Source organism: Streptomyces roseolilacinus (assembly GCF_014649335.1).
Taxonomy (GTDB): domain Bacteria; phylum Actinomycetota; class Actinomycetes; order Streptomycetales; family Streptomycetaceae; genus Streptomyces; species Streptomyces roseolilacinus.
Window position 1 is genome coordinate 119,466 of record NZ_BMSV01000013.1, and the last position, 25,188, is coordinate 144,653.

22 protein-coding genes and 1 pseudogene are annotated in these 25,188 nt (G+C 74.7%); 16 read left to right on the forward strand and 7 right to left on the reverse strand.

All coding sequences use genetic code 11. From position 1 onward, the window contains the following. Positions 1-56: 56 nt before the first annotated feature. Positions 57-1,895, reverse strand: coding sequence for a phosphatidylglycerol lysyltransferase domain-containing protein (locus tag IE106_RS26815; protein WP_189537806.1), 1,839 nt, complete (start codon positions 1,893-1,895; stop codon positions 57-59). A gap of 160 nt (positions 1,896-2,055) precedes the next feature. On the opposite strand from IE106_RS26815, the gene IE106_RS26820 reads away from it, so the two are divergent. Next, complete coding sequence (locus IE106_RS26820; RefSeq protein WP_189537807.1) at positions 2,056-3,168, forward strand: alpha/beta hydrolase; 1,113 nt, start codon at positions 2,056-2,058, stop codon at positions 3,166-3,168. On the opposite strand, the gene IE106_RS26825 is transcribed toward IE106_RS26820, so the two are convergent. After that, positions 3,155-4,330, reverse strand: a complete 1,176-nt coding sequence (locus tag IE106_RS26825) for an ABC transporter ATP-binding protein (protein WP_189537808.1) — start codon at positions 4,328-4,330, stop codon at positions 3,155-3,157. The two genes, IE106_RS26820 and IE106_RS26825, sit on opposite strands and share 14 nt — an antisense overlap. Before the next feature lie 160 nt (positions 4,331-4,490). Between IE106_RS26825 and IE106_RS26830 the strand changes: the two genes are divergently transcribed. From IE106_RS26830 to IE106_RS26845, 4 genes are all read left to right on the forward strand, one after another. Continuing rightward, positions 4,491-5,309: an ABC transporter permease gene (locus IE106_RS26830; protein WP_189537809.1), complete on the forward strand. Its 819-nt coding sequence runs from the start codon at positions 4,491-4,493 to the stop codon at positions 5,307-5,309. Positions 5,310-5,312: 3 nt separating this feature from the next. Then, positions 5,313-5,996 carry an ABC transporter permease gene (locus tag IE106_RS26835; protein WP_189537810.1) on the forward strand — a complete coding sequence of 228 codons (684 nt, stop codon included), beginning with the start codon at positions 5,313-5,315 and terminating at the stop codon, positions 5,994-5,996. Beyond that, complete coding sequence (locus IE106_RS26840) at positions 5,996-6,973, forward strand: ABC transporter substrate-binding protein (RefSeq protein WP_189537811.1); 978 nt, start codon at positions 5,996-5,998, stop codon at positions 6,971-6,973. Before IE106_RS26835 ends, IE106_RS26840 begins: the two co-directional genes overlap by 1 nt. Before the next feature lie 107 nt (positions 6,974-7,080). Next, on the forward strand, positions 7,081-8,055 hold the full coding sequence (locus IE106_RS26845; protein ID WP_189537812.1) for a coiled-coil domain-containing protein: 975 nt from the start codon (positions 7,081-7,083) through the stop codon (positions 8,053-8,055). 92 nt (positions 8,056-8,147) lie between these two features. On the opposite strand, the gene IE106_RS26850 is transcribed toward IE106_RS26845, so the two are convergent. Together IE106_RS26850 and IE106_RS26855 are read right to left on the reverse strand one after the other, a co-directional pair. Beyond that, positions 8,148-9,308 carry an NADH-quinone oxidoreductase subunit D gene (locus tag IE106_RS26850; protein WP_189537813.1) on the reverse strand — a complete coding sequence of 387 codons (1,161 nt, stop codon included), beginning with the start codon at positions 9,306-9,308 and terminating at the stop codon, positions 8,148-8,150. A 4-nt stretch (positions 9,309-9,312) separates the two neighbouring features. Further along, positions 9,313-10,356, reverse strand: coding sequence for an SAM-dependent methyltransferase (locus IE106_RS26855; protein WP_373295990.1), 1,044 nt, complete (start codon positions 10,354-10,356; stop codon positions 9,313-9,315). A gap of 88 nt (positions 10,357-10,444) precedes the next feature. Here IE106_RS26855 and IE106_RS26860 point away from each other — a divergent pair, with 88 nt between their 5' ends. Next, positions 10,445-11,641, forward strand: coding sequence for a sensor histidine kinase (locus IE106_RS26860; RefSeq protein WP_189537814.1), 1,197 nt, complete (start codon positions 10,445-10,447; stop codon positions 11,639-11,641). Between the two features lie 68 nt (positions 11,642-11,709). Beyond that, on the forward strand, positions 11,710-12,390 hold the full coding sequence (locus IE106_RS26865; protein WP_189537815.1) for a response regulator transcription factor: 681 nt from the start codon (positions 11,710-11,712) through the stop codon (positions 12,388-12,390). 126 nt (positions 12,391-12,516) lie between these two features. On the opposite strand, the gene IE106_RS26870 is transcribed toward IE106_RS26865, so the two are convergent. Together IE106_RS26870 and IE106_RS26875 are read right to left on the reverse strand one after the other, a co-directional pair. Beyond that, positions 12,517-13,617: a DUF5937 family protein gene (locus tag IE106_RS26870; RefSeq protein ID WP_189537855.1), complete on the reverse strand. Its 1,101-nt coding sequence runs from the start codon at positions 13,615-13,617 to the stop codon at positions 12,517-12,519. A gap of 255 nt (positions 13,618-13,872) precedes the next feature. Next, positions 13,873-15,261: a threonine aldolase family protein gene (locus IE106_RS26875; protein ID WP_229840825.1), complete on the reverse strand. Its 1,389-nt coding sequence runs from the start codon at positions 15,259-15,261 to the stop codon at positions 13,873-13,875. Between the two features lie 159 nt (positions 15,262-15,420). Here IE106_RS26875 and IE106_RS26880 point away from each other — a divergent pair, with 159 nt between their 5' ends. From IE106_RS26880 to IE106_RS26920, 9 genes and pseudogenes are all read left to right on the forward strand, one after another. Next, on the forward strand, positions 15,421-16,365 hold the full coding sequence (locus IE106_RS26880) for a Rossmann-like and DUF2520 domain-containing protein (RefSeq protein ID WP_189537816.1): 945 nt from the start codon (positions 15,421-15,423) through the stop codon (positions 16,363-16,365). Next, positions 16,362-17,600 (forward strand): pantoate--beta-alanine ligase, encoded by a 1,239-nt coding sequence (panC, locus tag IE106_RS26885; protein ID WP_189537817.1) that lies wholly within the window; start codon positions 16,362-16,364, stop codon positions 17,598-17,600. The genes IE106_RS26880 and panC overlap by 4 nt, the downstream gene beginning before the upstream one ends. Beyond that, complete coding sequence (locus IE106_RS26890) at positions 17,597-19,327, forward strand: L-aspartate oxidase (protein ID WP_189537818.1); 1,731 nt, start codon at positions 17,597-17,599, stop codon at positions 19,325-19,327. Before panC ends, IE106_RS26890 begins: the two co-directional genes overlap by 4 nt. Continuing rightward, a complete protein-coding gene (gene nadC / locus IE106_RS26895; protein ID WP_189537819.1) occupies positions 19,324-20,379 on the forward strand; it encodes a carboxylating nicotinate-nucleotide diphosphorylase in 1,056 nt (351 codons plus the stop codon). The genes IE106_RS26890 and nadC overlap by 4 nt, the downstream gene beginning before the upstream one ends. Positions 20,380-20,382: 3 nt before the next feature. Further along, complete coding sequence (locus IE106_RS26900; RefSeq protein WP_189537820.1) at positions 20,383-21,189, forward strand: type III pantothenate kinase; 807 nt, start codon at positions 20,383-20,385, stop codon at positions 21,187-21,189. A 583-nt stretch (positions 21,190-21,772) separates the two neighbouring features. Then, on the forward strand, positions 21,773-21,961 hold the full coding sequence (locus IE106_RS26905; protein WP_189537821.1) for a hypothetical protein: 189 nt from the start codon (positions 21,773-21,775) through the stop codon (positions 21,959-21,961). Positions 21,962-22,101: 140 nt separating this feature from the next. After that, positions 22,102-22,426, forward strand: a pseudogene (locus IE106_RS26910) (BlaI/MecI/CopY family transcriptional regulator); the annotation flags it as partial. Between the two features lie 586 nt (positions 22,427-23,012). Further along, positions 23,013-23,585, forward strand: coding sequence for an amino-acid N-acetyltransferase (locus tag IE106_RS26915; RefSeq protein WP_373295991.1), 573 nt, complete (start codon positions 23,013-23,015; stop codon positions 23,583-23,585). Between the two features lie 144 nt (positions 23,586-23,729). Further along, positions 23,730-24,065 carry a histone-like nucleoid-structuring protein Lsr2 gene (locus tag IE106_RS26920; RefSeq protein WP_189537823.1) on the forward strand — a complete coding sequence of 112 codons (336 nt, stop codon included), beginning with the start codon at positions 23,730-23,732 and terminating at the stop codon, positions 24,063-24,065. Positions 24,066-24,162: 97 nt separating this feature from the next. Here the strand turns inward: IE106_RS26920 and IE106_RS26925 are convergent, their stop codons facing one another. Then, the gene (locus IE106_RS26925) at positions 24,163-24,768 is read right to left on the reverse strand and encodes an SCO3374 family protein (RefSeq protein ID WP_189537824.1); all 606 of its coding nucleotides are present in this window, start codon (positions 24,766-24,768) and stop codon (positions 24,163-24,165) included. Positions 24,769-25,188: the final 420 nt, after the last annotated feature.

Genomic DNA, 25,188 nt, shown 5'->3' on the forward strand with positions numbered 1-25,188 from the left:
GCCGGGCCCCGGGCCCCGGCCGGGCGGCGCCCCGCCGCGGGGGCGCGGGCGGTGCCTCAGGCCGCGCGCACGCCCTGCTCGGGCGTGGCGGGGGCGAGGTGGGCGCAGGGGCGGGCCGGGCGGCCGGCGCGGCGGCGGAACGGGCGGGGCGGGACGACGTTCACGAAGCCCTCGGCCTGCATCGCGGCGAAGCCGATGCGGGGCAGGTCGCGGGTGTTGCGGTACACGACGAAGCGGGGCTCCCAGCGCGGCTGGAACTTCGCGTTGAACTTGTACAGCGACTCGATCTGGAACCAGCGGGACAGGAAGACCAGCAGCCCGCGCCACACCCGCAGGACCGGGCCCGCGCCCAGCTTCTCGCCGCGGGCCAGCGCCGAGCGGAACATCGCGAAGTTCAGCGACACCCGCGCCACGCCCAGCTTCGGGGACGCCTGGAGGGCGGCGACGATCAGCAGCTCGTTCATGCCGGGGTCGGCGGACCGGTCGCGGCGCATCAGCTCCAGGGACATGCCGTCCGGCCCCCACGGCACGAAGTGGATGATCGCCTTCAGGTCGCCGTACGGGGACGTGTCCGCCGTGTCGTCCGCCTTGTGGGCGGTCGCGATGACCGCGTCGCCGTCCGCCGGGTCCCCGACGCGGCCCAGGGCCATGGAGAAGCCGCGCTCGGTGTCGGTGCCCCGCCAGTCGGCCGCGGCCCGCCGTATGCGCTCCAGCTCGCCGTCCGACAGGTCACGGGCACGCCGCACCCGGGTCTCGTAGCCGTTGCGCTCGATGCGCTTGACCATCTGGCGCACGTTCCGCATCGCGCGCCCGGAGAGCGAGAAATCCGCGACCTCCACCACCGCCTCGTCGCCCAGCTCCAGCGCGTCCAGACCGGTCTCGCGGGTCCACACCTGGCCGCCGGTCTCGGAGCAGCCCATGACGGCGGGGGTCCAGGAGTGCGCCTTGGCCTCGTCCATGAACCGCTCGATGGCGCCCGGCCAGGCCTCCACGTCCCCGATGGGGTCGCCGCTGGCCAGCATCACCCCGGAGACGACGCGGTACGTGACGGCGGCCTTGCCGCTCGGGGAGAAGACGACCGCCTTGTCGCGGCGGAGCGCGAAGTGGCCCAGCGAGTCCCGGCCGCCGTGCCTGGCGAGCAGTTCCCGCAGCCGGGCCTCGTCCTCCTCGGTGAGCCGGGCGACCGGGTGCTCGGGGCGGAACGCCAGGTAGACGGTGGTGACCGCGGTGAGCAGGCCGAGCGCGCCGAGCGAGTAGCCGACCGTCCAGGACACGCTGCCGCCGTACCCGACGGGCCCCTCGACGCCGAACAGGCCGAGCAGGACGTGCTCCAGCCGGTCGCTGAGGCTCGGGTCGCCGATGACCTTGCGGGGGTGGGCGCTCACGATGACCAGGCCCAGGCCCAGCGAACCGGCGCCCATGAGGACGAAGTTGGCCAGCGCCCGCCAGCGGCTGCGCGGGTCCGGCAGCGCCGCGAACTCCTTGCGGTGCCGCAGCAGCAGCGCCAGCAGGGCCAGCGACAGCAGCGCGCCGACGACGGAGTGGCGGTACAGGAACTGCGCCACCGCCCCGGCCGGGAGCAGGACCACCGCGGCCCGCCAGGCGCGGCGCTTGTGGCGCTTCAGGCCGTGCGCGAGCAGGAGCAGCAGTACGCCGGCGCTGAGGGACAGCGCGGCGGACAGCGGGCCGAGCGTGCCGGGCAGGACCTCCACCAGGTCGTGGAACCGGCTCGCCCGGAAGCGGGGGAACACCCCGGCGGCGATGTCGATCAGACCGATGAACGTACAGGCCGTGCCGACGAGCGAGGGCACCTTCTCGGCACGCGGTCCGCGCAGGACCCGGCGTACCCGAGTCGGAACCGATGCCGACTTATCCCCATCTACCGTGACAGACATGGCTTCCCGTGGCTCTGCGAGAGATTGACGCGTCCCTTCGGCCCGAACGGCGCCGGGGCCGGACAACCGGACGATGTGCGCCCTCTAGGACGGCGCGTCCGGGCGGAGGGTTCACTCGCGCCCCGGAAAATCTCGACGAAGAAGAAGGCTTGGACGACGCATGGGTCTCACCAGCAACAAGGTCCTGGCGCTGGCCGTCCTCGTGGCCGTCGCGCTGTTCGCGGTCACGGTGTGGCTGTGGCCGCGGCTCGCCCGGCGGTCCTGGCGCGCCGTGCTCGGCAGGGTCGGACTGCTCCTGGCGACCCAGCTGTCGCTGTTCGCGGCCGTGGGCCTCGCCGCGAACAACTACTTCCTCTTCTACGGCTCCTGGGCGGACCTCCTGGGCCGGGAGCAGGAGCTGGGCGTGGTCGTCGACCACGCGGCGGGCGGCGACCGCGTCAAGGTCGTGGAGAAGCGCCGGATGGACGTGCCGGGCGGCCAGGACCCGCAGATCGGCGGGCAGGTCCAGAAGGTCGTCATCTCGGGCGAGGAGTCGGGCATCGACAGCCCCGCCTACGTCTACCTGCCGCCGGAGTACTTCCAGCCCGCCCACGCCCGGCGCACCTTCCCCGCCGCCGTCGTCCTCACCGGCTACCCGGGCACCGCCGAGAACCTGCTCAAGGGCCTGCGCTACCCGCGCACCGCGTACGAGCAGGCCAAGGCCGGGAGGATGCAGCCGATGATCCTGGTGATGCTCCGCCCGACCGTCGCGCCGCCGCGGGACACCGAGTGCGTGGACGTGCCGGGCGGGCCGCGGACGGAGACGTACTTCGCCCGGGACCTGCCGAAGGCGGTCTCGGAGACGTACCGGGTGGGCCGGGCGGCGCGGAACTGGGGGTTCATCGGCAACTCGACCGGCGGGTACTGCGCGCTGAAGATCGCGCTGCACCACCCGGACCGGTTCGCGGCCGGCGCGGGCCTCTCGGCGTACTACAAGGCGGCCGAGGACGTCACGACCGGCGACCTGTTCAAGGGTGACGCGGGGCTGCGCAACCGGGCCGACCTGCTGTGGAGCCTCGACCACCTGCCGCAGGGCAGGTCGTCGTTCCTGGTCACCACCTCCCGGCAGGGCGAGGGGAACCTGAAGGGGACGCGGGAGTTCGTCGGGAAGGTGAAGGCCCCCGCGCGCGTGTCGTCGATCACGCTGGACAGCGGCGGCCACAACTTCGGCACCTGGAACCGCGAGGTACCGCCCGCCCTGGTCTGGCTGGGCGGGCGCCTCAGCGCGGCGTGACGCCGCCCACCGACCGGCGCAGCGCCTCGTGCAGCCGCTCCGGGGTGAGGACGCCCAGGTAGCGGCCGTCGCCGTCGGGGTCCACGACGGCGATCCAGCCCGCGTCGTACCGGAGCATCGCGGAGAACGCCTCCCGCAGGGACCCGCCCAGCGGGACCCGCGCCTCCATGGGCCGGGCGCCCTCCCGCACGGTGCGGGGCCGCCGGGCGGTGTCCTGCCCCGGTGCGGTGCCGTGGCCCGGTGCGGTGCCGTGCTCCCGGGTGGTGCCGTGCTCGCGGGCCGCCTCCGCGGCGCCCGGCAGCCAGCCGTACGGGCGGCCGTCGGCGTCGAGCACCACGGCCCGTGCGCCGTCCCGGGGGAGCGGGTCGTCGAGGCGCACGACGGGCGGCCGGTCGAGGTGGGCCTCCTCGACCGGGGTGACGGACAGCCGCCGCAGGGCGCGGTCGGCGCCCACGAAGTCCGCGACGTACGGGGTGGCCGGGGCGCCCAGCACGGTGGCGGGCGTGTCCAGCTGCTCGATCCTGCCGTGCCCGTACACGGCCATCCGGTCGCCGAGCCGGACCGCCTCCTCCAGGTCGTGCGTGACGAACAGGACCGTCTTGCGCATCCGGGACTGGAGCTTCAGGAACTCGCTCTGCAGCCGCTCGCGCACGACCGGGTCGACCGCGCCGAACGGCTCGTCCATCAGCAGGACCGGCGGGTCGGCCGCCAGGGCCCGGGCGACGCCGACGCGCTGGCGCTGGCCGCCGGAGAGCTGGTCGGGGTAGCGGTCGCCGAAGGTGCGCGGGTCGAGGCCGACCAGGTCGAGCAGCTCCGCCGCGCGCGCGTGGGCCGCGGCGCGGCCGGTGCCCAGGAGGCGCGGCACGGTCGCCGTGTTCTCCAGGACCGTGCGGTGCGGGAAGAGGCCGACCTGCTGGATGACGTACCCGATGCGGCGCCGCAGCTCCACGGGGTCGGTGGCGGTGACGTCCCGGCCGTCGACGAGGACGCGGCCCGAGGTCGGCTCGACGAGCCGGTTGACCATCTTCATGGTGGTGGTCTTGCCGCAGCCGGACGGGCCGACGAGGGTGACCAGTTCGCCCTCCGCCACCTCGAACGACAGGTCGTCGACGGCCGTCGTGCCGTCCGCGTAGCGCTTGGTGACGTGTTCGAATCGGATCACTGCTCCCCCTTGTGGCGCGTGGTGGCGTTGAGGCCCATGGTGCCGGTTCGGAGCGTCTTCCGGGTGGTTGTCGGTGCCGGGCGTTAGGGTCGGTCCCGTCGAACACCACATCGACGGCGGGGGGTTGCCCCCGTCCGGAGAGCGGGGGAGGTGGGAAGCGATGAGCGGCTGCCTGGCGGCCAACGACTGGATCTGCCCGGAGTACGTGCGCTCCCGTGCCCAGGAGCTCGCCGACGCGACCGTGCAGCACGTGTGGATCACCGGGGTGTCGGTCCTCGTCGGGATCGCCGTCGCCTTCCCGCTGGCGCTGCTCGTGCGGGCCAGGCCGGCGTGGGGCGGGCCCGTGCTGGGGCTGACGACCGTGCTGTACGCGGTCCCGTCGCTGGCGATGTTCTCGCTGCTGCTCCCGGTGTTCGGGCTGTCGGCGGCGCTGGTGGTGACGGGCCTGGTGCTGTACTCGCTGACGATCCTCGTCCGGAACGTCCTCGCCGGCCTCGCCGCCGTGCCCGCCGAGACGCGGGAGGCCGCCCGGGGGATGGGGTACGGGCCGGGCCGGATGCTGTGGGAGGTCGAACTGCCGCTGGCGCTGCCCGCGGTGCTGGCCGGGGTGCGGATGGCGACGGTGTCGACGGTCGCCCTGACCACCGTGGGCGCCCTGGTGGACTACGGCGGGCTGGGCACGCTGATCACCAGCGGACTCAAGAGCTTCTTCAAGGCCCAGGTGCTGACCGCGTCGGTGCTGTGCGTGCTGCTGGCGGTGACCGCCGACGTGCTGCTGCTGGGCCTGCAGAGGCTGCTGACGCCGTGGACGCGGGTGGCGCGGGCGCGGTCGTCCCTTCCGATACCGGAGCGGCGACCGGTACCGGAGCCGCGACCGGCACTCCAGGAGCGACCGGCACTCCAGGAGCGACCGGTACCCCAGGAGCGGCCGGCGCCGGAGCGGCGGTCGGCGCCGGGTGGCGTCGGGAAGGCGGGCTGAGCGATGGGTGTGGTGGGCGACGCCTGGACGTGGCTGACGACCGGGGCCAACTGGCAGGGCGAGGCGGGGGTGTGGCACCGGCTGGGGGAGCACCTGTGGTTCAGCGGGGTGTCCCTGCTGGTCTCCTGCCTGATCGCGCTGCCCCTGGCGTTCTGGCTGGGCCACGTCGGCCGCGGCGGCGCCCTGGCGGTGAACGTGTCGAACGTCGGGCGGGCGGTCCCCACGCTGGCGGTGCTGGTGCTGCTGACGCTCACCCCGCTGGGCCGGCACGGCGGCGTGCCGACGGTCGTCGCGCTGGTGCTGTTCGCCGTGCCGCCGCTGCTGACCAACGCCTACCTGGGCATGCGGGAGGTGGACCGGGCGGTCGTCGAGGCGGCGCGCGGCATGGGGATGTCGGGCGGCCAGCTGTTCCGCACGGTCGAACTGCCGCTCGCGCTCCCGCTGGTGATGACCGGTCTGCGGCTGGCCGCCGTACAGGTGATCGCCACGGCCACGCTCGCCGCGATGGCGGGGGAGGGCGGCCTGGGCCGGATCATCACCGCGGGTTTCCACACCTACGACACCGCGCAGGTGTTCGCGGGGGCGCTGCTCGTCGGTGCCCTCGCCCTGCTCGTGGAAGGCGTGCTGGTGGCGGCGGGCAGGGTGCTCGCAGGCCATGGACCGAACGGACGGAGACCCGAATCGTGATGAGTGGAAGCACCCGCCTGGCCGGCGCGGTCCTGGGCGCGCTCGCGCTGACCGGCGGGCTCGCCGCGTGCGGCGGCGGCAGCCTGGAGGAACGCGGCGGGGGCTCCGGCGGCCCGTCCGGCTCGGCGGCCGGGGGCACGGTGGTCGTCGGCTCGGCCGGCTTCACCGAGTCGCAGGTGCTCGCGGAGCTGTACGCGGGCGTCCTCACCGACGCGGGGTACCGCGCGTCCATCCGGACGGTGGAGAACCGCGAACTGTACGAACCCGCCCTGGAGAAGGGCGAGATCGACGTCGTACCGGAATACGCGGCTACGCTTGCGGAATTCCTGAACGCGAAGGCGAACGGGCCGAAGGCGCCGGAGGAGAAGCCCGTCGCGTCCGCCGATGTGGCGGCCACCGTGGCCGCCCTGGAGAAGCTCGCGGCGCCGCGCGGACTGAAGGTCCTTCCGGCGGGTGGGGCCGTCGACCAGAACGCTTTCGCGGTGACCGGGGAATTCGCGGCGCGGCACCAGCTGAAGACCCTTTCCGATCTCGGCCGTTCGAAGGTGAAGGTGAAGATCGCGGCGGGTGACGAGTGCGCCGTGCGGCCGTTCTGCGCGCCCGGTCTGAAGTCCGTCTACGGAATCGACGTGGCGGGCGTCGACCCCAAGGGCGTGGGCACGCCGCAGGCCAAGCAGGCCGTGAAGGACGGGGTCGACCAGCTCGTGCTCACCACGACGACGGACGCCACCCTCGACGCCTTCGGACTGGTGCTCCTGAAGGACGACAAAAAGCTGCAGAACGCCGACAACGTCCTGCCCGTCGTCAATGCCCGGGACGCCGGATCACCCGAGATCGCCGCCGCCCTCGGCAAGATCACCAAGACGCTGACGACCGCCGATCTGGTCGAGTTGAACCGGAAGGTCGACGCCGAGCGCGCAAAGCCCGCCGACGTCGCGAAGGCTTACCTGGAGGAGAAGGGACTGATCGGCGGGTAACGGCGCCGGTACGGGGAAGTGGAGTGGTCGGCCCGGACGGATCGCGTGGGCAAAACATTGCCGGGCCGACACCCCAAAGGACTCACACGCAAGGTAAATTTCAGGCCATGCCACGTGGACGCCACCGCCATTCCCCACCCCTGCACCGGCTGCTGCCGCCCTCCGCGGTGGCCGGCGCGTCCGTCGTCTGTGCCGGAGGCGCCTGGCTCCTGGCCGACCCGCTCGGACTGCGCCTGCTCGTCGCCGCCGCGGCGGCGGTCGCCGTCACGGGCGCGGCCCTCATGCGCGCCTGGGACCGCACGGCCGGCCGGCGCGTCGCCGAGCTGACGCGCGCCCGCGCCAGCGACCAGTGGAAGACCGAGGAGCGCATAGCCGAACTGGAGGCCGACCTCGACGAGGCCCGCGAACTGCGCGCCAAACTCGACGCGAAGCTGCGCGCCAAGCGGGTCGAACTCGCCGGCCTCCGCAACGAGCACGCGGAACTGCTGCGCCGGTACGCCACCGCCGAGACGGAGCGCGCCAGCGCCCTGGAGGGACGCCGCCGGCTCGCCCTGGGCTCCGCCCCCGGCACCCCGGCGGGCGTTTCCGGTGCCCCGGCGGCCGCGTCCACGGCGCCGACCCGGGAGGACTACGTCCGCGCCGCGCAGGCCCTCGGCCGCCTCACGCGCAACGCCGCCGCCCAGGAGGCCCGCGAGGCCGCCGAGGCCGCGTTCCGCCCCTCGGGCCCCACCGCCGGCGCGGCCGGGACGTCCGCCCTCGCGATGCGCCCCGTCCCCGCGGCGGCCACCGTCGTCCCGTACGCCGCCCAGCGCCGCTCCGTCCCGCGTCCCGTGGGCGGTTTCGACTTCTTCGGCACGCAGAAGGCGGCCCGCGGGCAGGGCGGCGGCAAGCCCGCCGCCATCGAGGCCGCCGTCCAGGACGAGGACCTGGCGGACGTCGTGGGCGAGGAGGCCCTGGCCGCCGCCGGTCCGGCCGGACGGCGGGACGGGGAGCAGGCCGTCGGCGAGGTCATCGACCTCACCGCGCACGACGAGACCGAGCAGCTCGACGTGGCCGGGCTGCGGAACGCGGTCAGCTCGTAGGGCGCCCTCCACGGGCACACGCGTGAGGACGGCGGCGGGGAACCCGGTTCCCCGCCGCCGTCCTCACGCGTGCGGCGCCCGCCCGCCGGCGCCTACTTGTCGATGTCGCCGACGACGAAGAAGAACGACCCGAGGATCGCCACCATGTCCGCGACCAGCGTCCCCGGCAGCAGCTCCGACAGCACCTGGATGTTGTTGTACGAGGCGGAGCGCAGCTTCAGCCGGTACGGGGTCTTGTCGCCCTTGGAGACCAGGTAGTAGCCGTTGACGCCGAGCGGGTTCTCCGTCCACGCGTACGTGTGCCCCTCGGGGGCCTTGAGGACCTTCGGCAGGCGCTGGTTGATCGGGCCGGGCGGCAGCTCCGCGATCCGGTCCAGGCAGGCGTCGGCCAGGTCCAGCGCGTTGTGCGTCTGCTCCAGCAGGCACTCGAACCGGGCGAGGCAGTCGCCCTCCTGCCGGGTGACGACCTTCAGCGTGTCCCGCAGCTCCCCGTAGCCCAGGTACGGCTCGTCGCGGCGCAGGTCGAAGTCGACGCCGGACGCGCGGGCGATCGGGCCGCTCACGCCGTACGCGTGCACCGCCTCCGGGGACAGCACGCCGACGCCGCGGGTGCGACCGCGGAAGATCTCGTTGCCGAGGACCAGCCGGTCGTACACGTCCATGCGGGAGCGGACGGCGGCGACGGCCTCGCGGGTCCTGCCCAGCCAGCCCGCGGGCAGGTCCTCCTTCAGCCCGCCGACCCGGTTGAACATGTAGTGGATGCGGCCGCCGGAGACCTCCTCCAGGATGTGCTGGAGGTCCTCCCGCTCCCGGAACGCGTGGAAGATCGGCGTGATGCCGCCCAGCTCCAGCGGGTACGAGCCGAGGAACATCAGGTGGTTCAGGACCCGGTTCAGCTCGGCGAGCAGGGTCCGCGTCCACACGGCCCGCTCCGGCACCTCCATGCCGAGCATCCGCTCGACGGCGAGGACGACGCCCAGCTCGTTGGAGAACGCCGAGAGCCAGTCGTGGCGGTTGGCCAGCACGATGATCTGCCGGTAGTCGCGCGCCTCGAACAGCTTCTCGGCGCCGCGGTGCATGTACCCGATCACCGGCTCGGCGTGCCGGATGACCTCGCCGTCGAGGACCAGGCGGAGGCGGAGCACACCGTGCGTCGAGGGGTGCTGGGGACCGATGTTCAGCACCATGTCGGTGCTCTCCGCGGCGCCGCCGATGCCGACCGTGGCCTGCCTGGGCTGGGTGGTCTCCGTCATGCGCTCAGTATCCCCCGGCGGGCCGCCGCTGGAGCAGCCAGGTGAAGTCGCCGAGCCCGCCGCGCGCGGTCAGCTCGGCGGCCTGGCCGGCGGCGGCGAGGGCCCGGACGTACCCGGCCGGGTCGGACGAGGCGAGCGCGAGCGCCGGCCGCTCCCCGGACACCCCGAGCCGCCGGAGGGCCTCGCGCTGCGACAGCGGTTCGGCCGGTCCGGCCGCCGCGGCCCCGCAGGCGTCCAGGGCCACGTGGGAGGTGAGGTCGCAGGTGCCGTCCGGGACGGGTGGGACCTCGCGGCCCTCGCGGAAACCGGTCAGCGTGCCGAAGGGGGGCCGGGCGTCCGCCGTGTGCGCGTAGTCCACCGCGACCGCCAGCCCGGCCGACAGGCTGCGCACCGCGGCCGCCCACGCCTCGTCGCGGGGCCGGCCGATCTCGGCGCGTTCGCCCGGCTCCCGCAGCGGCCACCAGCGGTCGAGCCACGCCGCGTCCGCCCCGGTCACCGGCGCGCCGAGCCGTTCGGAGCCGTCCCGCCGCACCTCCACGTACCGGGGCGTGCCGTCGTCGTCGGCCTGGGCGACGTCGACCGGGACGTTGTCCAGCCACTCGTTGGCGAACAGCAGCCCGCGCACCCCGGCCGGCGGCCGCGCGACCCACTCGACGCGCGGGTCCAGGTCCGGGGGCCGGGGCGCGCGCTCCACGGCGTACGCCCGCACGCGCAGCCCCGGCGGCAGCGCGGCCAGCACCCCGGTCACCAACTCTCCGCGGCCCGCGCCCATGTCGACGAACGCGACCTCGTCCGCGCCGTCCGCCCCCGCCGCCCGCCCGAGTCCGGCGGCGACGCGCTCCAGCAGGCGGGCCACGGCGGCGGCGTACAGGGGCGAGGCGTGTACGGAGGTACGGAAGTGGCCGGCGGGGCCCTCGGGGCGGAGGTAGAACCCGCCCGGCCCGTACAGCGCGTCCTCCGTCGCCGCCCGCCAGCCCCGCCAGGACCGGTCGCTCCAGGTCACGTCGCTCTCCCCGGCCGTCTTCGCCGCCTCATCCGCCACGGGCACAGTGTCCACCTTGCGGAGTAGGAGCCCCCGCATCGGATCGCTCTCCTGGTTGACCCATGCACCTATCCGGTTTCCCTACGCTGGCTACGTGCAGCGCCTCTACGACTTCCTCCGCAGGCACCCGACGGGCGTCGACAGCTTCTGGGCGGTGATGCTGTCCGGGTTCTCCGTCCTGTGGGTGGCCACGGTCCCCAAGGGCCCGGACGGCCCGGCCGCCGCCGCGGTCGTCCTGCTGTTCGGGCTGGTCGTGGCGCTGCGGCGCCGTGTGCCGGAGACGATGCTGCTGCTGGCCGTGGCCCTCGGGCTCGTCCAGCTCCTGGTGGACCTGCCGCCCAACCCGGCCGACTTCGCGATGCTCGTGATCATCTACAGCGTCGCCGCCCACGACGGGCCGCGCTGGGCGTCGCGGCTCGCCCTGGTCGGCGGGGCGTGCGCGGCGACGCTCTCGCAGCTGCGGTGGCCGGTGGAGGACGTCGCCCCGGCCGGCCAGGTGTTCTTCACGACCGTGATGTCGGTGCCGTTCGTGCTGGCCTGGGTGCTCGGCGACTCCATGCGCACCCGCCGCGCCTACCTGGCCCAGCTGGAGGAGCGCGCGGACCGGCTGGAACGGGAGCGGGAGGCGCAGGCCAAGGTCGCGGTCGCCGCCGAACGGGCCCGCATCGCCCGCGAACTCCACGACGTGGTCGCCCACAACGTGTCCGTCATGGTCGTCCAGGCGGACGGCGCCGCCTACGTCATGGACAGCTCGCCGGACCAGGCGCGGCAGGCGCTGGAGACCATCTCGTCCACCGGCCGCCAGGCCCTCGCGGAGATGCGCCGGCTGCTCGGCATCCTGCGGACCGGCGAGCCGGAGGAGGCGGGGGAGTACGTCCCGCAGCCGGACGTGCAGCAGATCGAGGACCTCGTCGAACAGGTCCGCACCTCCGGCCTCCCCGTCGACTTCAAGGTCGAGGGCACCGCGCGCCGACTGCCCAGCGGCGTCGAGCTCACGGCGTACCGCATCGTCCAGGAGGCCCTGACCAACACCCGCAAGCACGGCGGCCCGGACGTCGGGGCGTGCGTGCGGCTGACGTACTTCGACGACGGGCTCGGACTGCTCGTCGAGGACGACGGCCGGGGCGCCGCGCACGAGATGTACGTGGACGGCGGCGCCGACGGCAGGGGGCACGGCCTGATCGGCATGCGCGAGCGGGTCGGCATGGTCGGCGGCACCCTGGACGCGGGCCCGCGCCCGGGCGGCGGCTTCCGGATCAGCGCGCTGCTGCCCCTGAAACCCGCCCACTAGACCGCCCCGCCCCGCTCGCAGGACCCCCGCAGGACCCCGCCCCCTCCCCCTAGGAACAGGACCCCGACATGGCGATCCGTCTGATGCTCGTCGACGACCAGGTGCTGCTGCGCACCGGCTTCCGCATGGTGCTGGCCGCCCAACCGGACATGGAGGTCGTGGCGGAGGCGGGCGACGGGGTGGAGGCCCTGCAGGTGCTGAAGTCGACACCGGTCGACGTGGTGCTGATGGACGTCCGCATGCCGAAGCTCGACGGGGTGGAGGCCACCCGCCGCATCTGCGCCGAGCCCGGCGCGCCCCGCGTCCTCATCCTCACCACCTTCGACCTGGACGAGTACGCCTTCTCCGGGCTGAAGGCGGGGGCCAGCGGCTTCATGCTCAAGGACGTGCCGCCCGGCGAGCTGCTCGCCGCGATCCGCGCCGTCCACAGCGGTGACGCGGTGGTCGCGCCCTCCACGACCCGCCGGCTCCTGGACCGGTTCTCCCCGATGCTGCCCAGCGGCACCGGCCGGCAGACGGAGCACAAGGCGCTGTCCCGCCTCACCGACCGCGAGCGGGAGGTCATGCTCCTCGTCGCCCAGGGGCTGTCGAACGGCGAGATCGCCGCCCGCCTCGTCCTCTCCGAGGCGACCGTGAAGACCCACGTCGGCCGCATCCTCACCAAGCTGGAGCTCCGCGACCGCGTCCAGGTCGTCGTCCTCGCCTACGAGACCGGCCTGGTCCGCGCCGGCGGCGGCCCCCTCCCGTGACGCCCCTCCACCCGACGCCCCCGCCCCGCCCCCTCCTCCGCCTCGGTGGCCCCCTTCGCACCGGCGGCCCCGTGGCGGCGGCCTCGTGGCGGCGGCCTCGTGGCGGCGGTGCGCCCGTCCCGGCGGCTAGCGCAGCACCGTCTCCAGGAAGTCGCTGCCGATCCGGGCCACCGCCGCCACGTCCAGCTGGTGCAGGACGTAGCGGCCGCGGCGGCGGACCGTCACCAGCTCGGCCTTCTTCAGGACCGACAGGTGCCGCGAGACCTCCGGCGGGGTGATCCCGTACGTGTCGGCCAGCTCGCTCGTCGTGTACGAGCCGCGCGCCAGCTGCCGGCACAGGCGCATCCGCATGGGGTGGGCGAGCGCGTCCATGCGTCGCTGCAGCAGTTCCACCGACGCCGGACCCGCCACGGACGGCGCACCGACCGGGTACTGCACCACCGGCCGCCAGCCCGGCGCGTGCAGCACCAGCAGGTGCGGCCAGCCGAAGCTGGTCGGCACGAGCGTCACCCCGGCCCCGACCTCCGGGTCCACCGCCGTCGTCCGGCCGTGCGCCATCTTGTCCACGTGGATGCGCCGCCGCGCCCCCTCCTCCTGGACGGTGACCGCCGGGGACACCGCGCGCAGCGCCTCGGCCAGGCCCCGGTGGCGCAGCAGTTCGGCCTTCTCCCGCGCGTCGGCGGCCAGGCCCGGCCCGGCCCGCCGCCAGGTGTCCGCGAAGAACGCCTCGTCGCAGTCCTCGAACAGGCGCCGCAGCCACGCCCGGACCCCGCTCGGGTCGTCGAGCAGCCGGCGGGTGAAGTCCAGCTGCCGGGGGCCCCGGTTGGCGGCCAGCTCCAGCACGCGGGCGGGCTGCACCGGCGCACCGGCCGTGTACGACACGGAGCAGCTGAACTCCAGCGCCGCCGTGACGAACCGCTCCTCGTCCAGCCGGTCGAGTATGTCCAGCTCGTCCGCGAGCGTCGCCCCCGGCCGCCCGTCCCCGCCCCGCAGCCCGGCGTACGGCTGGAACACGTCGGACAGGGTCGCCGTCCACAGGAAGTTCGCCTCGTGGAGCCGGTCGGCCAGGTCGGGCTTGAGACCCGCGGCCGTGGCCGTCGCCCACCCGTGCAGCCCCGGGTGGTGCCCCGGCTCGGCCAGCGCGTGCAGGGCCACGCCCAGCTCGGCGAGGGGCGAGATCGCGAAGTCGATCCGCTCGGGCGGCAGGCCCGTGATGTCTATCGTCACGCTCACGCCCCCATGGTGCGGTGCGCCGGGCGGCGCGGGCGGTCGCTTGACGAGCCTCGTCAATCGGCGGGGCACCACGGCCGCGACCGTCGCAGCCTGGTTCCGTGAACGTGACCCAGCAACACCTCCTCGACTCCTACCGCGCCGCCCAGCGGGGACTGCCGTACCCGCCCGCGCCGGGCCGCGTCCCCCTGCGCCTCGGCACGCTCCTCCGCCGGCGGCCGCGCACCGCTCCGCCGTCGGAGCGACCACCGCTCACCCCTCCCGCACCACCCGGTGCACCGACTCCATGAACACCGACACCGCCTCCCCCACGTCGGCCGCCGACCACTCCAGCCCCGGCGCCGTGACCGTCACCTCGGTCATCGCGACCCCGGGCGGACCGCCCGCGCTCGCCTCGAACCAGCGCCGGAAGAGGACCGTCCCCGTCTCCTCGGCCTGACGGACGGCCGCCTCCGTCAGGACCTCCGGCGCGTACGGGAGCCACACCTGGAACTCGTGGGTGTGCGGCACCTCCGGGTGCACCCGGAACCACGGCACCGCCGCCGCCTCGAACCCCTCCCGCAGACCGGCCGCCACGGCCCGCGCGTGCGCCGCGTACGACGGCAGCCTCGGCAGCTCCCGCTCCAGGCCCAGCAGGGCCGCCAGCGCCGCCGGGTGCTGCTGGAACACGTTGCCCCCGTACCGGTGGCGCCACGCCCGTGCCTCCTCCACGAACGACTCGGGCCCCACCAGCGCCGCCCCGGACAGTCCGCCCAGCGACTTGTAGAAGGACACGTAGACGCTGTCCGCCAGGCCCGCGATCTCCGGCAGGTCCCGCCCGAAGTGCGCCGTCGTCTCCCACACCCGGGCGCCGTCGAAGTGCACCACCGCGTCCCGCTCCCGGGCGGCCTCCACCACCTCCTCCAGTTCGTCCCAGGCCGGCAGCACGAACCCCGCGTCGCGCAGCGGCAGCTCCAGCATCAGCGTCCCGAACGGCTCCTCCACCGCCCGTACCTCGTCCGCGGTCGGCAGCCGGCCCGCGTTCGTCGGATGCACCGTCCGCAGCCCGCTCACCGCCCCCAGCGCGCCCCGCTCGTGCACCTCCGGATGGGCCAGGGGGTGCAGCGCCACGACCCGGTTGCCGGTCCGCCCCGCCCAGCACCGCAGGGCCACCTGCTGGGCCATCGTCCCGGTCGGGAAGAACACCGCCGCCGGGAACCCGAGCAGCCCGGCCACCCGCCGCTCCAGGTGCTCGACGACCCCGTTCCCGTACAGGTCGACGCTCTCGTCCAGGTCGTACACCGACGGCCCCCCGGCGGCCAGCGCCGCGAGCCACTCGCCCGGCGTCGCCTCCGCCGACGACCGGTGCAGCACCCGTCCGGCCGCCCGCCACGCGGCGATCCGACGCCGCCGCTGCCCCGCCTCGTCCTCCCCCGCCTCGTCTCCTCGCGCCTCCTCTCCCTGCGATCCGTCTCCCCGTGCCTGGTCTCCCCGTGCCTCCTCACCCCGCGATCCGTCCGCCCCGGGCTGCGCCTCCGCCCTGCCTCCCCGCTTCTCCGCGCCGTGCCGCCCGGCTCCGGCCGCCTCCTCTCCCCGCTGCTCCGCCCCGGTCCCGTCCCACCGCTCGACGCGCTCGCCGCCGTCACCCATCGCATCAGTCATGCGGCGATCATGCCTGCGGGTTGTCCACAGGGGCGTGTGATTATCGGGCTGGGCAGGGGTGGCCTGTGGACAGCGCGGAAGCGGCGGCGACACGCTGGCGTAGCATGACGAGGAATCGTCCGGTACCCGCCGAGGACTGGAACGGAAGGCCGTCGCCACGTGAACCCACCAGCAGAACCCCGCCCCGCCAGGCTCGCCGTCGGCGTCGTGGGCGCCGGCCGGGTCGGACCCGCCCTGGCCGCGTCCCTGCAGCTCGCCGGACACCGCCCGGTCGCCGTCTCCGGGGTGTCCGACGCGTCCCGGCGGCGCGCCGCCGAGCTGCTGCCCGACGTACCCGTCGTCCCGCCCGCCCAGGTGCTGGAACGCGCCGAGCTGGTCCTCCTCACCGTCCCCGACGACGCCCTGCCCGGCCTGGCCGAGGGCCTCGCCGAGACCGGCGCCGTACGGCCCGGACAGCTCCTCGTCCACACCTCCGGCCGGTACGGCGTCAGCGTGCTCGACCCCGCCCGCCGGGTCGGCGCCCTGCCGCTCGCCCTGCACCCCGCCATGACGTTCACCGGTACGAGCGTCGACGTCCAGCGGCTCGCCGGGTGCTCCTTCGGGGTGACCGCGCCCGAGGAGCTGCGGCTGGCCGCCGAGGCGCTCGTCATCGAGATGGGCGGCGAGCCCGAGTGGATCGCCGAGGAGGCCCGCCCCCTGTACCACGCGGCCCTCGCCCTGGGGGCCAACCACCTCGTCACCCTGGTGGCCCAGTCGATGGAGCTGCTCCGCCGGGCCGGAGTGGGCGCGCCCGACCGGATGCTCGGCCCGCTGCTCGGCGCCGCCCTCGACAACGCGCTGCGGTCCGGTGACGCCGCCCTGACCGGGCCCGTCGCACGCGGTGACGCCGGTACGGTCGCCGCGCACGTCGCGGAGCTGCGCAAGCACGCCCCGGCCACGGTCGCCGGCTACCTGGCGATGGCCCGCTCGACCGCCGACCGCGCCCTCGCGCACGGCCTGCTCAAGCCCGAGCTCGCGGAGGACCTGCTCGGGGTCCTCGCCACCGGGCCCGCCGGCGAAGGACGCCCCGACACCGAGGGCCCGGAAGGAGACACCAGCCGATGAGCCCGACCCCGCACGCCACCAGGCCGTCCGACGGGGCTCCGGGCGCACGTCCCGGTGTCACGCTCGTCCACACCCGTGAGGCACTGGACCGGCTCCTGGACCAGGCCCGGACCCGGACCGCGAAGGCCCCCGCCGCGCCCCGCGCCGCGCCCGCCGCGCCCGTCGCGCCCGCCGGGACCGAGCCCGCCCGCACCGAGCCGCCCGCCGACACCCCCGGTCCCGAGGGTCCCGTCCCCGGCCCCGAGGTTCCCGGCCCCGGCGCCCCCGGCGTCCGCCCCGCCACCCCGCGGGTCGCCGTCGTCATGACCATGGGCGCGCTCCACGACGGCCACGCCACGCTGGTGCGGACGGCCCGGGAGCGGGTCGGGCCGGACGGGTCCGTCGTGGTCACCGTCTTCGTCAACCCCCTGCAGTTCGGGGCGGGAGAGGACCTCGACCGCTACCCCCGCACCCTCGACGCCGACGTGCGGGTCGCCGAGGCGGCCGGCGCCGACATCGTGTTCGCGCCCTCCGTCGACGAGGTGTACCCGGGCGGCGAGCCGCAGGTGCGGGTCTCCGCCGGCCCCATGGGACAGCGGCTGGAGGGGGCCTCCCGCCCCGGCCACTTCGACGGCATGCTGACGGTCGTGGCCAAGCTCCTCCACCTCACCCGCCCCGACGTGGCGTTCTTCGGCCAGAAGGACGCCCAGCAGCTGGCCCTGATCCGGCGCATGGTGCACGACCTGGCGTTCCGCGTGGAGATCACCGGCGTGCCCACCGTCCGGGAGCCCGACGGCCTGGCCCTGTCCAGCCGCAACCGCTACCTGTCGACCCGGGAGCGCCGCACCGCGCTCGCCCTGTCCACCGCGCTGTTCGCCGCCCGTGACCGGCTCGCCGCCCAGCAGGCGCTGCGCGCGCGTGCCGAGACCCTGCCCGCGTCGCCCAGCCGTGCCGAGGCCCTGTCCCGGATCGGCGAGTCCCGCGCGGCGGCCGACGCGCACGCCGTCGCCCAGGCGGCCCAGCACGGCCAGGGCGGCGGCGCCGACGCGGTCCGCGCCGCCGCCCTGGCCGTCCTGGACGAGGCCGCGAAGGCGGAGCCGCCGCTCGCCCTCGACTACCTCGCCCTCGTGGACCCGGCCGACTTCACCGAGGTCCCCGACGACCACACCGGAGACGCGGTCCTCCTCGTCGCCGCCAAGGTCGGCACCACCCGGCTGATCGACAACCTGCCCCTCACCTTCGGAGCCCCCGCATGACCGGCATACGACTGCAGGCCCCGGCGCCCGGCTGGGCCATCGACGCCGACGTGGTCGTCGTCGGCTCCGGCGTCGCCGGTCTGACCGTCGCCCTGCGCTGCACGGCGGCCGGGCTCCGTACGGTCGTCGTGACCAAGGCCCGCCTCGACGACGGGTCCACCCGCTGGGCGCAGGGCGGGATCGCCGCCGCGCTCGGCGACGGCGACACCCCCGAGCAGCACATGGACGACACCCTCGTCGCGGGCGCCGGCCTGTGCGACGAGGAGGCGGTCCACGCGCTGGTCACCGAGGGCCCCGACGCGGTGCGCCGCCTCATCGCCACCGGGGCCCGGTTCGACACGGACGCGTCCGGCACCATCGAGCTGACCCGCGAGGGCGGCCACCACCGCCGCCGCATCGCGCACGCGGGAGGCGACGCGACGGGCGCCGAGATCTCCCGCGCCCTCGTCGACGCGGTCCGCGAGCGCGCCGTCCGCACCATCGAGAACGCGCTCGTCCTCGACCTCCTCACCGACGCCGACGGCCACGCGGCGGGCGTGACCCTGCACGTCATGGGCGAGGGCCAGCACGACGGCGTCGGCGCCGTCCACGCCCCGGCGGTCGTCCTCGCGACCGGCGGCATGGGACAGGTCTTCTCCGCCACCACCAACCCGGCGGTCTCCACCGGCGACGGCGTCGCGCTCGCCCTGCGCGCCGGTGCCGAGGTCAGCGACCTGGAGTTCGTCCAGTTCCACCCCACCGTCCTGTTCCTGGGCCCGGACGCGGAGGGCCAGCAGCCGCTGGTCTCCGAGGCGGTACGGGGCGAGGGCGCCCACCTGGTCGACGCGGACGGCGTCCGGTTCATGGTCGGCCGGCACGAGCTCGCCGAGCTGGCCCCGCGCGACATCGTCGCCAAGGGCATCATGCGGCGGATGCGCGAGCAGGGCGCCGCCCACATGTACCTCGACGCCCGCCACTTCGGCGCCGAGATGTGGGAGTCCCGCTTCCCGACCATCCTCGCCGCGTGCCGCACGCACGGCTTCGACCCGGTCACGGAGCCCATCCCGGTCGCCCCCGCCGCCCACTACGCCTCCGGCGGAGTCCGCACCGACCTGCGCGGCCGCACGACCGTGCCGGGCCTCTACGCGTGCGGGGAGGTGGCCTGCACCGGCGTCCACGGCGCGAACCGGCTCGCCTCGAACTCCCTCCTGGAGGGACTGGTCTTCGCGGAGCGCATCGCCGACGACATCGCGGACGGCACCGCCGCCCGGAAGACGCGGGCGGCCGCCCCCGTCCCGCACCCCGCGCCGCGCGTCCTGCCGCTGCTCGACCCGGCCGCCCGCGCGCGCGTGCAGCACGTGATGACGCTCGGCGCCGGCGTCCTGCGCTCCGCCGCCAGCCTCGCCGAGGCGGCCGAACGGCTGGACGCCATCCACCGCGAGGCCCTCGGCGGCGCCGGAGGGGACGGCCACAAGACGGCCGAACCCGGCGTCGAGTCCTGGGAGACCACCAACCTCCTGTGCGTCGCCCGCGTCCTGGTCGCCGCCGCCCGCAGCCGCGAGGAGACCCGCGGCTGCCACTGGCGCGAGGACCACCCCGACCGGGACGACGCCGCCTGGCGCCGCCACCTCGTCGTACGCCTCTCCCCGGACCGGAGCCTGGACGTCCGTACGACCGGCACCCACGACTTCCCCCCGACCGTCCAGCCCGCCGAACAGGCCGCCGCCCGCAGGGAGCAGCAAGCATGACCACGCCCGAAGAACGCCCGCAGCCCGTGGACGTCCCCCTCATCCGGATCGGCGCGCCCGGGTCCGCCCGGGACACGGCAGGACCGGCAGACGAGGCGGTCGGCGGCTGCGGCGACGGCTGCGGCTGCGCGGCCGGCCCGGAGGACGACGAGGCGTACGAGTGCGGGCTCGACCCGGCGCTCGTCGAGCTCCTCGCCCAGCTGGGCCTCGACCCGGTCCTCGTCGAGGACGTCGCGTACCGCGCGATCGAGGAGGACCTGGACGGCGGCGTGGACGTCACCACGGTGGCGACCGTCCCCGAGGACGCCGTCGCCACGGCGGACTTCACCGCGCGCGAGGCGGGCACGGTCGCCGGCATCCACATCGCCGAGGCGGTGCTGTCGATCGTCTGCACCGACGAGTTCGAGGTCGAGCGGCACGTCCTGGACGGCGACCGCGTCGAGGCCGGCCAGAAGCTGCTCTCCGTCACCACCCGCACCCGGGACCTGCTGACCGGCGAGCGCAGCGCCCTCAACATCATGTGCCGCCTCTCCGGCATCGCCACCGCCACGCGCGCCTGGGCGGACGCCCTGGAGGGCCACAAGGCGAAGGTCCGCGACACCCGCAAGACCACCCCCGGCCTGCGCGCCCTGGAGAAGTACGCCGTCCGCTGCGGAGGCGGCGTCAACCACCGCATGTCGCTCTCCGACGCCGCGCTGGTCAAGGACAACCACGTGGTCGCGGCGGGCGGCGTCGCCCAGGCGTTCAAGGCGGTGCGGGAGCGGTTCCCGGACGTGCCGATCGAGGTCGAGGTGGACAACCTCCACCAGGTCCGCGAGGTCCTCGAAGCGGGCGCCGACCTGATCCTCCTGGACAACTTCACGCCCGCCGAGACCGAGGAGGCCGTCACGCTCGTCGCGGGCCGCGCCGTCCTGGAGTCGTCCGGCCGGCTCACCCTGGAGAACGCCGCCGCCTACGCCGCGACCGGTGTCGACTACCTCGCGGTGGGCGCCCTCACCCACTCGTCGCCGATCCTCGACATCGGCCTCGACCTGCGAGAGGCCCAGGGCTGACCGATGCTCCTCACCATCGACGTCGGCAACACCCACACCGTCCTCGGTCTCTTCGACGGCGAGGAGATCGTCGAGCACTGGCGGATCTCCACGGACGCCCGCCGCACCGCCGACGAGCTGGCGGTGGTCCTCCAGGGCCTGATGGGCATGCACCCGCTGCTCGGCGACGAGCTGGGCGACGGCATCGAGGGCATCGCGATCTGCTCCACGGTCCCGTCCGTGCTGCACGAGCTGCGCGAGGTGACCCGGCGCTACTACGGCGACGTGCCCGCGGTCCTCGTCGAGCCCGGCATCAGGACGGGGGTGCCGGTCCTGACCGACAACCCCAAGGAGGTCGGCGCCGACCGGATCATCAACTCGGCGGCGGCGGTCGAGCTGTACGGCGGCCCGGCGATCGTCGTCGACTTCGGTACGGCGACGACGTTCGACGCGGTCAGCGCGCGTGGGGAGTACGTCGGCGGGGTCATCGCCCCCGGCATCGAGATCTCCGTCGAGGCGCTCGGCGTCCGGGGCGCCCAGCTCCGCAAGATCGAGGTGACGCGGCCGCGCGGAGTGATCGGCAAGAACACGGTCGAGGCGATGCAGTCGGGCATCGTGTACGGCTTCGCCGGCCAGGTCGACGGGGTCGTCCAGCGCATGCGGCAGGAACTGGTCGGCCCGGACGGCGACCCCTCCGACGTGACGGTCATCGCGACGGGCGGGCTGGCGCCGATGGTGCTGGGCGAGGCGAAGCTGATCGACGAGCACGAGCCGTGGCTGACGCTGATCGGGCTCCGCCTGGTGTACGAGCGGAACATCTCCCGCATGTGACGGCCCGCGCGGCCCGGGCCGCCCGGACGGCGCGTGACAGCCGAGCCGCGCGGCCCGGACCGCCCAAGCGGCCCCGGCGGCCCGACCCACCCGGCCCGCCCGGCCGGGAGGGCCGCCCCGGGAGCCGGACGGGAGGGCCGCCCCGGGAGCCGGGCACGGTTCGGGAACGGGAACGAGGCGGCGGGGGAGCGGGGCCGGGGGCTGAACGCGCCCGGCCCCGCTCCTGCACGAAGCTTGTCCTATATGCACGTATTGTCGTCACCATGCCCACGCCACACGGATCACGAGGCGGCCTGGCGTCCAGCGCGGACGAGCTGCGTGTGCCGCGACGCGCCCCGGCCGTCCCCGCCCCCCGCCGCGCCTCCCCGCCCGTCGCCGCCCCCGGCGGCCCGGAGCCCCTCCCGGGGGCCCTCGCCGCCGGAGACGCGCCGGAGGGGCCGAAGGAGCCGCGGCCGCCCAGGCCGTCCGCCCCCGCGCCCTCGGAGCGTCCGGCGCCCAAACCGTCCGAGGTCTTCCCGCCCCGGCGCCGCCCCGCCCCGCCCCCGCCGGGGAAACGGGCCGCCGGGTAGTTAGGCTGGATGCCATGGACTACGTATCCGCGCTCCTTCCGCCCGTGGTGATGGCCGTCTTCTTCACCGCGATCGTGGTGACGATCGTCAAGAGCCAGGGCGGCCCGAACAAGTCCAAGGAGGACGCGGCCGTCGACGCGGCGCTCGCGCGCGTCGAGGCCGGACGCCACGCCGACGGCTCGGCGGAGCCCGGCCGGGAGTGACCCTCCGGGGACCGCTTCGAGGACGTACGGCGTGAATCACGCCGTACGTCCTTTTTGTTACGTCAATGGCTGTTCGTTCCGGGAACTCCCACTATGGTGGCGGTGTGCCCCGTCAATTGGGAGAGCTTGAAGACGCCGTCATGACGCGCGTCTGGCAATGGAACCGTCCGGTCACCGTCCGGGAAGTCCTGGAGGATCTCCAGCGGGAACGGTCCATCGCCTACACCACGGTCATGACCGTGCTGGACAATCTCCACCAGAAGGGCTGGGTGCGGAGGGAAGTCGCCGGCCGGGCCTATCGATATACGGCGGTGTCCACGCGCGCGGCGTACTCGGCCGCACTGATGAACGAAGCCTGGTCGCGGAGCGACAACCCGGCCGCCGCACTCGTCGCCTTCTTCGGCATGATGTCGTCCGAGCAGCGGGAAGCGCTCAACGACGCGATCCGCATCGTCCAGCGCGACACTCCGGAAGGAACACCCGAAGGGCCGGAAGGCGCCGCGCCGCCGGAACGTGAAACTCCCGGAAAAGGCTCCTCCGCCCCGTCCGGAGAACCCCCGAATGCGCCGGGGGAAGGTGCCGCTCCTGACGTCGACACTCCGCGCTCGGACGAAAACGCAGAGCGAGGCACGGGCCAAGGGCGCCCCGGAAGCGCCGAGGCGCCCGCCGCCCCGCAAAGCGGCGCCGAACGCCCCGGGGAAAGCCCGGAGGACGGATTCGGCGGTACGACTCCGCAAAGCGCCCTCCAAGGCGCCGCGACACCCCCCGGAGAAACCCCGCAGGCCACCCCCCACACCTCCCCGCCCGGCCCCGGCCAGGTGCCCCCGGGCACCCCACCGCCCCCCGGCGAAGGCCCCGCCCACCCCGCCGCCCCCCAGGACCCGGTCCCGCAGGCTCCGCCCCCCGCCGCCCCCGCGCCCGGGGTCCTCCCGGCCCCCGACCCCACGACCACCGGGCCCACCGATCCCGCCGCCCCCGCCGGGGGCTCCGCGCGCCAGGGTGACGACGGGCCGGGTGCCGCGGAGCGATAGCGTTCCCAGCCATGTCGTCCATGCCACCCGCCTCCGCCTCCGCCGCCCCCACCCCGCCCTCCCCGCAGCCGTCGGGGAATGCCCGGGCGAAAGCCGTCACCGTCCGCCGCGCGCGGACCGGCGACGTCCCGGCCGTGCGCCGCCTCGTCGATCCGTACGTCACCCGGGGCATCCTCCTCGACAAAGCGACCGTGACGCTTTACGAGGACATCCAGGAGTTCTGGGTCGCCGAACGGGACGAGGACGCGACCGTCGTGGGTTGCGGCGCACTCCATGTGATGTGGGAAGATCTCGCCGAAGTCCGCACTCTCGCCGTCGACCCCGACTTCAAGGGCGCCGGCGTGGGCCATCAGGTGCTGGACAAGTTGCTGCACACCGCCCGCTGGCTCGGAGTGCGCCGGGTATTCTGCCTCACCTTCGAAGTGGACTTCTTCGCCAAGCACGGCTTCGTCGAGATCGGGGAGACGCCCGTCGACGGAGATGTCTACAGCGAGCTCCTGCGTTCCTATGACGAGGGCGTCGCCGAGTTCCTCGGTCTCGAACGGGTGAAGCCGAACACCTTGGGCAACAGCCGGATGCTTCTGCACCTGTGACCCTCCCCCCGGACGCGATCCCTATGTCCGAATCGCGTATGTTTCCCGCGTTCTCGCGGTTCTGAACCCGTCCCGGGGGTTTGTGTTTTCCAGAGAAAAGCGGTTTCCTTTCCGCGTACTGCATTTTCGATGAAAGGAAATCCGGTGGCACAGAAGGTTCAGGTCCTTCTTGTCGACGACCTCGACGGCGGCGAGGCGGACGAGACCGTGACGTTCGCTCTGGACGGCAAGACCTACGAGATCGACCTCACCACCGCCAACGCGGACAAGCTGCGTTCCCTGCTCGAGCCGTACACCAAGAGCGGCCGGCGCACCGGCGGCCGTACCGCGGGCGGCCGCGGCAAGGGCCGTGCCGCCGCGGGTGGCAGCCCGGACACCGCGAAGATCCGCGCGTGGGCCAAGGAGAACGGTTACAACGTGAACGACCGCGGCCGCGTGCCGGCCGAGATCAAGCAGGCGTACGAGGACGCCAACCGCTGAGCGGCGGCCTTCCGAAGCCCGGCCGACGCCCACCCGGCGTCCGTCCCGGGCGCCCGGACGCCCCGGGCACCCCGGACGCACGGACGCGCGGGCGTCCTCACCGCAGGGCCGCTCCCCGGCTCCGGGCGCGGCCGCCGGCAGCGGCGGCCAGCAGCCTGACCCGGTGGCACTCCGTCGCCGCCACGGCGACGAGCCGCACGAGCCCGGAACGGCCCGGGGACCCCGCACCCCCCGCGACACCCGGAAACCCCGCGAGCGTGGCCTCCACCTCGCACCCCGGCTCGGGCGGCCGCAGCCACACGGCGGCGCCGGGCGTGCCGGACGCGTCCCACCCCGGAGGGGTGGGGGCGGCCATCCGGTCGCCCGCTCCCCGCGCGGCCAGGTCCAGGCCGACCCCGCCCCACTCGAGCCAGTCGAGGAGGCCGGGGAGCTCCTCGGCGCTCCCTGCGGCCACGAGGACGCTCATCCGCCGTCCGGCGACCGCGACGGGCCAGTCGCCCCGCACCCGCCGCAGCACGGCGAGCCCGGCGGCGGCGGGCAGGTCCAGGACGTCGAAGCGGAGCCCGGTCGGCAGGCACACCGGCGGCCCGTCGGCCGTGGCCCAGCCCAGCTCGTCCTCGTACCACCGGGCGACGGGCGAACCGGGCGCGCGACGCCCGTCGGACGGTGCGCGCGGGGCGGGGACGGGGAGGGTGGCGGCCATGCCGGGGGAACTCCCGGCCCCCACCGGAGGTTACGCACGGTGGGCAACCGGTCGCCGTGCGTGCGGGGAGCGGATCGGTGCGACGGGGTACCGCGGCGCAAGGGTGTTCGCCCGTAGCTGAGGCCACGGGGGTGCGCCGCATGGACTGTCACCGCTTGCGGGTAAGACATCCCTAGTGGGGAGGGGCGACACGCGGGCGCGGACGTCTCACGTTCGCCATCGGCGTACTGCCGGTGAGGGTATCTGCCTGGCCTGCGGGAACATCGTCTCGCACCATCGGGTTGGAGCAGTTGTCGGCGTTCGGGGTCAGGAGGCCATCGACGGGTGTCGGCAGTTGGAATGAGCGGTCCCCGCTTGCGGGACTAAGCTGCGGAAGGACAGGGAGGGGACCGACCCCTTACTGCCTGACCGCTCTGAGGA

Coding starts and splice junctions, on each gene's coding strand:
- IE106_RS26815 (WP_189537806.1), bottom strand. CDS start 1,895: ATGTCTGTCACGGTAGATGGGGATAAGTCGGCATCGGTTCCGACTCGG.
- IE106_RS26820 (WP_189537807.1), top strand. CDS start 2,056: ATGGGTCTCACCAGCAACAAGGTCCTGGCGCTGGCCGTCCTCGTGGCC.
- IE106_RS26830 (WP_189537809.1), top strand. CDS start 4,491: ATGAGCGGCTGCCTGGCGGCCAACGACTGGATCTGCCCGGAGTACGTG.
- IE106_RS26835 (WP_189537810.1), top strand. CDS start 5,313: ATGGGTGTGGTGGGCGACGCCTGGACGTGGCTGACGACCGGGGCCAAC.
- IE106_RS26840 (WP_189537811.1), top strand. CDS start 5,996: ATGAGTGGAAGCACCCGCCTGGCCGGCGCGGTCCTGGGCGCGCTCGCG.
- IE106_RS26845 (WP_189537812.1), top strand. CDS start 7,081: ATGCCACGTGGACGCCACCGCCATTCCCCACCCCTGCACCGGCTGCTG.
- IE106_RS26850 (WP_189537813.1), bottom strand. CDS start 9,308: ATGACGGAGACCACCCAGCCCAGGCAGGCCACGGTCGGCATCGGCGGC.
- IE106_RS26865 (WP_189537815.1), top strand. CDS start 11,710: ATGGCGATCCGTCTGATGCTCGTCGACGACCAGGTGCTGCTGCGCACC.
- IE106_RS26875 (WP_229840825.1), bottom strand. CDS start 15,261: ATGACTGATGCGATGGGTGACGGCGGCGAGCGCGTCGAGCGGTGGGAC.
- panC (WP_189537817.1), top strand. CDS start 16,362: ATGAGCCCGACCCCGCACGCCACCAGGCCGTCCGACGGGGCTCCGGGC.
- IE106_RS26890 (WP_189537818.1), top strand. CDS start 17,597: ATGACCGGCATACGACTGCAGGCCCCGGCGCCCGGCTGGGCCATCGAC.
- nadC (WP_189537819.1), top strand. CDS start 19,324: ATGACCACGCCCGAAGAACGCCCGCAGCCCGTGGACGTCCCCCTCATC.
- IE106_RS26900 (WP_189537820.1), top strand. CDS start 20,383: ATGCTCCTCACCATCGACGTCGGCAACACCCACACCGTCCTCGGTCTC.
- IE106_RS26905 (WP_189537821.1), top strand. CDS start 21,773: ATGGACTACGTATCCGCGCTCCTTCCGCCCGTGGTGATGGCCGTCTTC.
- IE106_RS26915 (WP_373295991.1), top strand. CDS start 23,013: ATGCCACCCGCCTCCGCCTCCGCCGCCCCCACCCCGCCCTCCCCGCAG.
- IE106_RS26925 (WP_189537824.1), bottom strand. CDS start 24,768: ATGGCCGCCACCCTCCCCGTCCCCGCCCCGCGCGCACCGTCCGACGGG.